This window comes from Planktotalea sp., from assembly GCF_018607965.1.
In the GTDB taxonomy this organism is placed as follows: domain Bacteria; phylum Pseudomonadota; class Alphaproteobacteria; order Rhodobacterales; family Rhodobacteraceae; genus Planktotalea.
The window spans coordinates 1-9,374 of sequence record NZ_JABBAM010000020.1 but is presented as its reverse complement, the minus strand read 5'-3'; the positions used below and the strand labels follow the sequence as shown (position 1 = coordinate 9,374).

11 protein-coding genes, 1 tRNA gene and 1 pseudogene are annotated in these 9,374 nt (G+C 50.3%); 2 read left to right on the top strand and 11 right to left on the bottom strand.

All coding sequences use genetic code 11. From position 1 onward, the window contains the following. Window positions 1-869, bottom strand: an 869-nt coding sequence (locus QZ279_RS01430; protein ID WP_293447092.1) for a TRAP transporter substrate-binding protein, incomplete at its 3' end; no start/stop codon positions are given. 152 nt (window positions 870-1,021) lie between these two features. Then, window positions 1,022-1,540 (bottom strand): redoxin domain-containing protein, encoded by a 519-nt coding sequence (locus QZ279_RS01425; RefSeq protein ID WP_293447090.1) that lies wholly within the window; start codon window positions 1,538-1,540, stop codon window positions 1,022-1,024. 155 nt (window positions 1,541-1,695) lie between these two features. Here QZ279_RS01425 and QZ279_RS01420 point away from each other — a divergent pair, with 155 nt between their 5' ends. Then, window positions 1,696-2,112 (top strand): heme-binding protein, encoded by a 417-nt coding sequence (locus QZ279_RS01420; RefSeq protein WP_293447088.1) that lies wholly within the window; start codon window positions 1,696-1,698, stop codon window positions 2,110-2,112. 4 nt (window positions 2,113-2,116) lie between these two features. On the opposite strand, the pseudogene QZ279_RS01415 reads toward QZ279_RS01420, so the two are convergent. From QZ279_RS01415 to QZ279_RS01390, 6 genes and pseudogenes are all read right to left on the bottom strand, one after another. Next, a pseudogene (locus QZ279_RS01415) lies at window positions 2,117-3,007 on the bottom strand (NAD(P)-dependent oxidoreductase); the annotation flags it as partial. A gap of 110 nt (window positions 3,008-3,117) precedes the next feature. Next, window positions 3,118-4,266, bottom strand: coding sequence for a mannonate dehydratase (gene uxuA, locus QZ279_RS01410; RefSeq protein ID WP_293447086.1), 1,149 nt, complete (start codon window positions 4,264-4,266; stop codon window positions 3,118-3,120). A 4-nt stretch (window positions 4,267-4,270) separates the two neighbouring features. Continuing rightward, entirely contained in the window at window positions 4,271-4,456 is a 186-nt protein-coding gene (locus tag QZ279_RS01405; protein ID WP_293447085.1) for a hypothetical protein, read from the bottom strand. A gap of 12 nt (window positions 4,457-4,468) precedes the next feature. Continuing rightward, window positions 4,469-5,368 carry a sugar kinase gene (locus QZ279_RS01400; RefSeq protein WP_293447084.1) on the bottom strand — a complete coding sequence of 300 codons (900 nt, stop codon included), beginning with the start codon at window positions 5,366-5,368 and terminating at the stop codon, window positions 4,469-4,471. Window positions 5,369-5,377: 9 nt separating this feature from the next. Then, a complete protein-coding gene (locus QZ279_RS01395) occupies window positions 5,378-5,689 on the bottom strand; it encodes a cupin domain-containing protein (protein WP_293447082.1) in 312 nt (103 codons plus the stop codon). 21 nt (window positions 5,690-5,710) lie between these two features. Next, entirely contained in the window at window positions 5,711-6,454 is a 744-nt protein-coding gene (locus QZ279_RS01390) for a glucose 1-dehydrogenase (RefSeq protein ID WP_293447080.1), read from the bottom strand. Window positions 6,455-6,686: 232 nt separating this feature from the next. Between QZ279_RS01390 and QZ279_RS01385 the strand changes: the two genes are divergently transcribed. After that, entirely contained in the window at window positions 6,687-7,385 is a 699-nt protein-coding gene (locus tag QZ279_RS01385) for a GntR family transcriptional regulator (protein ID WP_293447078.1), read from the top strand. Between the two features lie 55 nt (window positions 7,386-7,440). Here QZ279_RS01385 and rlmF read toward each other — a convergent pair whose 3' ends face one another. The 3 genes from rlmF to QZ279_RS01370 form a co-directional block, all read right to left on the bottom strand. Further along, window positions 7,441-8,391 (bottom strand): 23S rRNA (adenine(1618)-N(6))-methyltransferase RlmF, encoded by a 951-nt coding sequence (rlmF, locus tag QZ279_RS01380; protein ID WP_366513813.1) that lies wholly within the window; start codon window positions 8,389-8,391, stop codon window positions 7,441-7,443. 62 nt (window positions 8,392-8,453) lie between these two features. After that, window positions 8,454-8,771 carry a hypothetical protein gene (locus QZ279_RS01375; protein WP_293447074.1) on the bottom strand — a complete coding sequence of 106 codons (318 nt, stop codon included), beginning with the start codon at window positions 8,769-8,771 and terminating at the stop codon, window positions 8,454-8,456. 412 nt (window positions 8,772-9,183) lie between these two features. Then, window positions 9,184-9,267: transfer RNA gene (locus QZ279_RS01370), tRNA-Tyr, on the bottom strand. Between the last annotated feature and the right edge of the window lie 107 nt (window positions 9,268-9,374).

Here is a 9,374-nt window from a genome sequence, read left to right as displayed (position 1 = left end):
TTAACCACTGTACCGCCGTCTTGGACGATTTTCATGCTGGCCGCTTCACGTGCCTGCCACAACTCGCGCTGCAACTCGGCGCTTGCGCGACCGGCTTTCATCACGATGTCTTGGTGCTCAGGTGTCAGCTTGTCCCAAGAAATTTTGCTCATGCACAGGCACTCTGGAATGATCAAATGCTCTGTAAGTGAGTAATACTTGGCGACTTCAAAGTGGCTTGTAGACTCGTAGGACGGTGGGTTGTTTTCCGCACCATCAACAACGCCCGTTTGGATTGACTGGTAGACTTCGGCAAATGCCATTGGTGTCGCGTTACCGTCCATGGATGCAACCATGTCAACGAACAGATCATTGTTCATAACGCGAATTTTCAAGCCAGTTACATCAGCAGGCGTATTAATCGGGCGAACCGAATTGTAGAAAGAACGCGCACCAGCATCATACCAACCAAGTGGGACAACACCGCGTTTCATCATGCCTTCGCCAATTGCATCGCCGACTGCGCCATCCATCAATTTGTACATTTCTGGGATGCTGGCGAAGATAAAGGGCAAGGACACAACGTTTGCTTCAGGAACTGACGTGCCAAACGGACCAAGGCTAAATTCACCGAAATCAATAACACCAAGGCGAAGCTGCTCAATCGCGTCAGGCTGGCTGCCGAGCACGCCGTTGTGGAATGTTTTTGCTGTCAGTTCACCGTTCGTTGCTTCTGAAACGGCATCCGCAAAGGATTCCATAGCAATCGAAACTGGATAGTCTTCAACGTGGATGTTCCAGCCGCGAAGCTGTTGTGCGGAAACGCTTGAGGCTGCAAGCGCGATGCAGCTGCCGATGAGAGCACTGCGCAATGTGACGTTTAGGGTCATAATATCCTCCCAGATACATTTTTGGTTTTTGCGATCGAAAAAAGGAAGTGAATCAGTCGATCTAGTAAACAGGTATACTAGTATTAACAGCAAGTACCAAAGTCAATCAAGCCTGTTATTTCATTCCTAATCCCATGGTGCTGTTCAGTTACTTAGACAGTGCCACGGTGCGGGCGGTCCTTTGTTTTGTTGAAAATCATACCGTCCAATAATTCACCAAGTTCCGGTCGCACCGCAGGACCATTGGAAATCGAAACGACAATTTGGCTGCCATCCTCGCGCAGCACAAATGTTCCCGGCTCTGCAAAACGCTTATCTGCCTCCTCTGGGGACAGCGGTTCAGTGACGTACACACCAAGCGTTGCCATTTGTTCTTCGCTCAGATCATAGCCCAGGTCGAACCCCCAACCGAACTCGGCTTGGTCAGCCTTCGCTTTTTCATGGGAGTCTGCTGAAACCACAGCAATGTCGAAACCGGCATCTGCCCACTGTGTCCGCATGTCGTTTAGGATGTTGAGGTATTTCTTACACCGCGGGCAATGTTTGCCTCGGTAGACAACAAGAAGTGTCCAGTTTTCCTTTGGGCCACCGACGGTCATCGTGGCACCGTTGACCTTTGGAAACGTCATCGGCTTCAAGGTACTTCCAGGGATAGGTTTGGGCGTAGGCATTTCTGACTCCTGCATATTTGGAATTGGAACGAGGATTCCATAAATCTATATCTACGCTACTAGGATACCAGATCGCAATCTAGTATGAACTGTTTGCGTAACCGCCTTTTATGCGCGCTCGTTCCCTCGCGGCTCACCAAGACAGGACTGATCAAATGTTAACACTAAAAAGGCTCGACAGTAGCGATGCCACCCGAATCCTAGCGGGTGCTAAGGCGAAAGCAGAAGAAATCGGAATTGCCATGTGCATCGCCATAACCGACGAAAGCTGCAATTTATTGGCGTTTCTACGCATGGATGGCAGCAAAATCCCAAGCATCACGCTGGCAATCGACAAGAGTTATACAGCATCTGGAACGCGCAAGCCGACGCATGACCTTGCTGAACCAAGCATGCCTGGCAAACCAGTCTACGGGCTTACGTCCACGATTGGCGGTAGAATGGTCGTGATCGCTGGAGGTTTGCCAATTTTCACAGGTGATGACGTTATTGGCGCAATCGGCGTAAGTTCTGGAACCCCCGCGCAAGACTTGGCCGTCGCGGAGGCTGGGGTACAGGCTTTTGGAAAGTAGTGCGTTAGTTTTTGAGCGTCTTAAAGTAGTCAAAGATTTCAGGAACGTTGCCTTGGCTTTGCCCCGCATCGACTGCGGCCTGAAGGTTGTTGGATGTGCCCTCAGCAATCTCGGACCGCGTGCCCATGTCTTCGACCATCTTCAAGAAGTAGCCGAGATCTTTGTTGGCGTTAGCGATGGAAAAACCCAAATCGCTGACACCATCAACGGCGTATTTCTTGCAAAACGCCATGAACGGTGAATTTGACGGGCCCGTCGACATAATATCGTACAGTTGTTGGCGATCTACGCCAGCTTGATCGGCGACGGCGAAGGCTTGGCTCATGGCGCTGACGGTGGTCATTCCCATGAAGTTGTTGATCAGCTTTGTCGTATGCCCTGCCCCAAGTGCACCAAGGTAGAAAATATTTTCACCGAGCACATCCAAAACGGATTTCACTGTGTCGAACGTGTCTTTGTCGCCCGCAGCCATTATGTTCAGCAATCCATCTTTCGCGTGTGCTGGTGTCCGCCCCAAGGGCGCGTCAATCATGCCCGCACCTTTCGCGGCAAGATCAGCGCCAATTTTACGTGTTGAATCGGGAATAGAGGTTCCAAAATCGATCACGACTGCGCCGTCTTTGATCCCCGCAAGGATACCGTCATCACCGTAGATCAACCCTTCAACGACATCGGATGTCGTTACGCAGAGCATAATAATGTCGCACTGCTGGGCCATGTCCTTTGGCGAATTAGCCACGCGCGCGCCCCGCGCGACAGCGGCCGCTAGCACATCTTTGTTGCGCGCCATAATGACTGGCTCAAACCCGTTAGTTTGCAGGCATTCCACCATATTGCCGCCCATAAGGCCGAGGCCGATGAAACCGATAACGGGATTTTCCATGTCTTTACTCCTGAACGAATGCCTTGTTTCAACTCATGAGGTTAAGGCAAAAGAGACTAGTATACCAGAGCATTCGAAAGCTCTTGGTGAAATTCTGCGCGCATGACCTGCAAAGTCGTGTTTTAACTCAGCGCGCAGATGACGCCGCGTAGTTCTGCCAAACCGCGCAAACGCCCGATCAAGGTATAACCCGGTTGGGTCAACGTTGCCGCATCTGTCAGCAAAGCATGCCCGTGATCTGCGCGAAACAGCAGTTCGACAGTGCGATGGCTTTCCGCTTTTAGTAGCTCGTCGATCACGGCAACAAGATCGACATCGCCATCAAGATGTGCCGCTTCGCTAAAGGATCCGTCCTTGGATTTAGTCACGTTACGCAAGTGCACAAAGTGAATCCTATCAGCAAACGCGCGCGCTATAGCAGGCAGATCATTACCCGCGCCAGATCCTAGCGACCCAGTGCACAAGGTTAGACCATTGGCAGGCTCATCAACGGCCTCCATGATCAGTCGAATATCGTCTTGGGTTGACACGATACGAGGCAGTCCCAAAATATCACGCGGCGGATCATCGGGATGAATACACATCATAATCCCCAGCTCTGCTGCCGTTGGAATGACCTCTTTCAAAAACCGGACAAGGTTCGCGCGCAGATCATCGTGCGTAAGACCCTCATAGGTTTTCAATACACTGCGTAGCCCTTCAACGTCATAGCGATCATACGCACCCGGAAGTCCCGACATGATAGCATAAAGCAATTCGGTTCTGTCAGATTCAGACGAGGTTTCAAACCAAGCATCACCAGCGCAAACAGCGTCAGGGTGATAATCATCCCGCGCGCCCGTACGCTTGAGCATATGGATTTCAAAAGCCGCCATCTTGGACGCTGAGAAATGCAGACATGTGCCACCCCGCGCGACAGGGGCTGCAAGATCTGTGCGCGTCCAATCCAGGATTGGCATAAAGTTATAGCAAACCGTTTTGATGCCTTCTGCAGCAAGATTGGCCAGCGATTGGCGATAGTTTGCAAACAGCCTGTCTAGATCACCCGTACCCCGTTTGATATCTTCATGCACAGACAGGCTTTCGACGACGTCCCACGTAAAGCCTGCCGCTGTTATTTCATCCCGGCGGGCAGCGATAGCATCGCGCGCCCAAATCTCGCCGTAGGGCACTGCATGAAGCGCGCTGACAATCCCTTGCGCACCCGTCTGCGCGACTTGATCTAGCAAAATTGGGTCAAACTCGCCAAACCAGCGCCATGTTTCTCGCATTACTTTAGTCTCCGTTGCTGTCACGCCATTCAGCGAAACGTTTGGATGTATCGGGATCAGTGGGCAGGTAGGGATTAAGATATCCACGTCTGCCGTGCAGCGTAGCGACTGTCGCTGTGCTGGCCCCCGTCAAAAGGCGGAAGATGTCAGGTTTCAATTGTATCTGATCGACGGCTTCAGAGTTTGGCATCTTATGGTGTCCTTACCTTGTAGCAACGGGCACAAGCGCACCGCGCGCTTGAACGACCGCTCCAGATAATTCACATGCTGCAGCGATCGCGTCAGGCAACGAACGACCCTCAGTCAAGCCAGCTAGAATGACCGCATTAAAGCTATCTCCAGCCGCAGTCGTGTCGACAACTTTAGCAATAGGTGGAACTGAAACGGTTCCGTCGCCATCGGGACTAGAATGATAAATTGCATCAGCCCCGTTTTTCACAACAACCGTTTTCGCCCCAACATCCATATATCGTTCAGCGGTTGATTTGGGCGTGGCGTCCTCGAACCATGTGGCTTCATCTTCATATGAGGGGAGAATAATATCTGACACCTCGGCACCTGCCATGATGACACGAAGCATGGTGTTAGTATCGTCCCACAAACGGGGCCGCAGGTTGGGATCAAAGGCGATTAGCTTCCCCTCAGCACGGCCTGCGCGAAGGGCAGACAAAAGAGTGTCGCGTCCAATTGTATCTAGAATTGCTAATGTGATGCCTGAAAAATAGATGATGTCATGATCCGCAATCGCACGTTTCAACGCAGCAGGATCGGATGCAAGACAGCGGGCTGCAGATTGACCGCGCCAATAGGAAAAACTGCGCTCTCCGTTTTCAAGCGATATAAGGTAGAGACCAACTGTTCGGTCAGGCACTTTAATAACATATTCGGTGTTGATATCGGCATCTGAAATTGCATCGCGCAGTTTTTCCGAAATCGCATCAGTGCCAAGTGCTGTGAAGAAGGACACATTGATATCAGTGTTGAACCGCTTCAAATACCACGCCGTGTTGAATGTATCGCCCGCAAATTGAAGCCGGAATGTAGCGGCTTCATCTTGGGGGGACAGTTCAGCCATGCATTCCCCGATCGAGAGGATTTTCATGATACTTCCCTACAAAAAATCATCACGCCGTGGCGTGAAGCAATCGATCAGTGTCCCAGGCTCCAAGCACACACACCCATGGATAATGTCGCTTGGAATGACAAAGCTGTCACCGGGTCCGACTTCGCGTTCAACGTCGCCCAAAGTAAATCGAAAGCGCCCTTTTTCGACATATGTCGATTGCACATGGGGGTGATTGTGCAAAGCGCCAATAGCCCCTTCAGCAGCAAATCGAAATGCGACGACCATCATTTTGGGATGATCCGAAAGAACCTGCCTCGTTACATCTTCACCTGTTTTTACGACTGGAAAATCCGTCATGCTTTATCCTCTTTAGTACGATTAACTGAACAGCATTCCGCCGTTAAGATCGATATTTGTGCCGGTGATGAAAGCGCTGTCGTCGCACGCGAGAAACAGCACAAGATTTGCAGCATCCTCAACATTGCCTTGGCGCTTAAGGGGTGCGTTGGCTTCAAATCCACGGCGGCCAGCGTCCGGAGTGTGGATGTTATGAAAATCGGTATCAATCATACCCGGGCACAACGCGTTAACCCGAATATCAGGGCCAATTTCCTTAGCCAGTCCACGGGTCATTGTCATCACCGCACCTTTTGACGCAGCATACGCAACTGCGCCCGCACCACCGCCATCGCGCCCAGCTTGGCTGGCGAGGTTAACAATTGCACCAGTTTTCATATGGGCAAGACAGGCTTTGGTCATCATGAACGTGCTTGTTAGGTTCAGCGTCATGACCGCATTCCAATGCTCAAGCTCCATCTCTGCGATGGTCTTGCGTGCAATCAGCCCACCCGCGTTATTTACAAGAACGTCTATGCTGCCAAAGGCGTCCATTGTCTGTTCAATCAAGACATCAACATCAGCCTGATTGTTCAAATCACCTTGAACAGCAATCGCATTACCACCTGCGGCCTCAATCGTCGCGACCGTCGCATCGGCCCCTGCGGAGCTGGCAAAATAGTTGATCGCAACATTTGCGCCCTCTGAAGCGAGCTTGATTGCAGTTGCACTACCAATATCGCGCCCGCCCCCGGTGACGATGGCCGTTTTGCCCTTTAGCTTCACGATAGGTCTCCTACTTGATTTTCATTAGTTCAGTGCTCGATTCATATAAGACTAGAATACTAGTTAAAATATCGACATACTAGCTAAAAATGATGGGAAAGCGGACCGACAGCCTGTCTTTCGCCGCTGATCGCTCTTATAGAACATGCGTAACAAGGTCTTCGTGGCGAAACCTTATTCATGAGACGAGCCGCTAAAAAATTTCTGCACCATCTTATGAGGAGATGATCACATGGGAAATACAGTCCGAACGACTGAGCGGCGGACAAGTGTCGATGAGGTTTATGATTACCTTCATGAACAAATCACGACACTAGGTCTGCGCCCCGGTGATAAGATTTCAGAGGCAGATATGGCAACGCGGTTTGGCATTTCGCGCCAGCCCGTGCGGGATGCGTTTAGCAGACTAGCAAACCTCAATTTGTTGTTGATCCGCCCTCAGCGCGCGACAGAGGTCAAACGGTTCTCGATGCGCGAAATTGAAAAGTCGCGGTTTGTGCGTGCTTCAGTCGAAATGGAAGTTTTGCGCCGTGCAGCTGAACGTTGCGACGCAGATGGTAGCGCACGAATGGACGCCAATATAGAAGAACAAGGTAAAGCCATTCAGGCCCGCGATGTGGACGGGTTTGGTGCGCTGGATTATGATTTCCACAAGACACTTTGTGATATCGCTGGCGTAGATTTTGCTTTCGATGTGATCATGGCGGAGAAAGCAAAAGTAGACCGTTTGTGCCGCTTGGGCCTGTCAAAAGAACAACGCCTGCCAGATCTTATGGAAGACCACAAACGCATTGCAGATGCCATAAAAGCGCATGATGCAACCAAAGCCGTTGAAGTCGGGATGTTCCACCTTTCTCGGCTGGATGAAACAATCGAACGGATCACTGCGACGAACGCAAATTACTTTGAACCCATTGATAGTATATCATAATTATTGAATGAACGCGCGCCGGTATCATTTGCCTGACGCAGGACAATAGCGGTGCCTAAACTGCCGGATCACAAACGCCCAATTTACGAGCTCTCTCCACAAACAGCGAACGCTGATTTTCTTTGAAATATGTCCAAGCAATGAAACGACTTGTTTTTTGCCCCTGCGCCATTTCGACAACTTTAAAATCAGCAACTTTCGCTCTTTTCAAAATTCGGAACAGCGGTTGCAGGTTATCTTTTTTCGATACGAGCGAGGTAAACCACAAACATTGCTCGGCGAATTCTGTGCTCTGTTCAATCATGCGCGCGATAAACTTTATCTCGCCGCCCGGACACCAAAGTTCAGCGTTTTGGCCACCAAAATTTAGCTTCTTTGAAGGCCCCTTGCCAAGGTTCCCCCACTTTCTCTGCGTGCCCTTAAGCGCATGTTCTTTGGACGCATGGAAGGGTGGATTGCAGAGGCTGAAATGAAATACATCATCCGGTTTGACGACGCCTCTAAAGATATTCTCAGGCACTTTTTGTTGTCTGAGGGAAATTTTTAGAGAATTAAGTTCGCAAATCTGCTGCGCAGACTTTAGAGCAGCTGGATCTATATCGACCCCAGTAAAGTCCCAACCATATTCACTTTGGCCAATAAGAGGGTACACCAAGCTTGCGCCTGTGCCGATGTCGAGAGCTTTGATGTGTCGCCCGATCGGGATTTCTTGATTGTTGCTGCCAGCAAGCAAATCCGCCAAATAGTGGATATAGTCCACACGCCCAGGGATCGGCGGACATAGATAGTCGGCGGGAATGTCCCAAAAATCAATGTCATAGTGGGTTTTTAGGAGCGCCCGATTGAGCATCCGTACTGCCGATACGTCTTGAAAATCAATCGTCGTTTGACCCGCAGGATTACTTATCGTGAACGCCCCAAGTTCAGGTGAATGCGCCACCAAGCGCACAAAATCATAACCATCTCTGTGTTGATTGCGCGGATGCAGCTTCGTTTTCGTGACCATGAGGAAGCCTTCACTGAGATTTATGGACATGCCGAGCCAAAGGTTTGATAGATCCTACCCCCTCACACAGGCAGAGTAAATTTATTAGGGAGCCAAACGCGCAACATGCCATCGTTCGCCAGAGGTAACTGACCTATGCCGAGGGCATGCGTTTCCGCGCTGGCACTGCCATCTGGCAAGTTCGGCCCGGGAAGAAAATGGCAAGCAAAGTTAGCTCCAAGATAAGGAGAGTTCTCGCGTTTTTGAAAACTGGCGAAACAGCCAAAGCGAGTCTCTCTGCCTTGCTGCCAAGCAGTAACACCTCGTGGGTCATGGCGGAGCAGTCGTATTTCAGCGGGGGCTAGCCCCATTTTGTGAAGAAATTCATTGAATTCAAACATAGCACATATGTTGCACCAAGAACTATTGGCATGAAAGCGAGTTTGTTGTTGCTGTGCTGCGATGCCCCAGCAAAATCCATTGTCACGGGGCGCATGATAGCATCCGCGTCATCCAATGTAAGTCCGCTATAGAAGGATGGTGCGTAAATTATTGCCTCTGTATTGGTGTAACGCCAAAATAAGCTCTTCGTATAAGTGCAAGAAGACCCTGAAATAGGGAGGCGGTTGCAACGCTTAAGATTGAGAGCTTCGAGATTTACGATTCAGGGTTAACGCGCTGACGTCTAAAGTTTGTTCTGTACTTTTCGAATATATTGCCATTTGCATTTATTTGATCGAATTCCACGTGGTGGGTTTGCTGATTAAGATATCGAAATTAAGAAAATAAATCAACATCTTATGAGCACATTGATGGTGGGCGACCCTGGAATCGAACCAGGCGTGCGTCTCCGCGAGAGAGTTACAGTCTCCTGCCACACCTTGCGGCCTGTCGCCCACTGCTATGCGAATAAACGCATGGCGTGATCGGGTGATTACAAGCGCCTCATATGTGCGTCAACCCGAAAAACTCTTGCGATGCGGTGTCTTTGCGATAGAGCATCA

Bases quoted from the DNA above. Each gene is read 5' to 3' on its own strand.
- QZ279_RS01425 (WP_293447090.1), bottom strand. From the start codon at position 1,540: ATGCCTACGCCCAAACCTATCCCTGGAAGTACCTTGAAGCCGATGACG.
- QZ279_RS01420 (WP_293447088.1), top strand. From the start codon at position 1,696: ATGTTAACACTAAAAAGGCTCGACAGTAGCGATGCCACCCGAATCCTA.
- uxuA (WP_293447086.1), bottom strand. From the start codon at position 4,266: ATGCGAGAAACATGGCGCTGGTTTGGCGAGTTTGACCCAATTTTGCTA.
- QZ279_RS01405 (WP_293447085.1), bottom strand. From the start codon at position 4,456: ATGCCAAACTCTGAAGCCGTCGATCAGATACAATTGAAACCTGACATC.
- QZ279_RS01400 (WP_293447084.1), bottom strand. From the start codon at position 5,368: ATGAAAATCCTCTCGATCGGGGAATGCATGGCTGAACTGTCCCCCCAA.
- QZ279_RS01395 (WP_293447082.1), bottom strand. From the start codon at position 5,689: ATGACGGATTTTCCAGTCGTAAAAACAGGTGAAGATGTAACGAGGCAG.
- QZ279_RS01385 (WP_293447078.1), top strand. From the start codon at position 6,687: ATGGGAAATACAGTCCGAACGACTGAGCGGCGGACAAGTGTCGATGAG.
- rlmF (WP_366513813.1), bottom strand. From the start codon at position 8,391: ATGGTCACGAAAACGAAGCTGCATCCGCGCAATCAACACAGAGATGGT.
- QZ279_RS01375 (WP_293447074.1), bottom strand. From the start codon at position 8,771: ATGTTTGAATTCAATGAATTTCTTCACAAAATGGGGCTAGCCCCCGCT.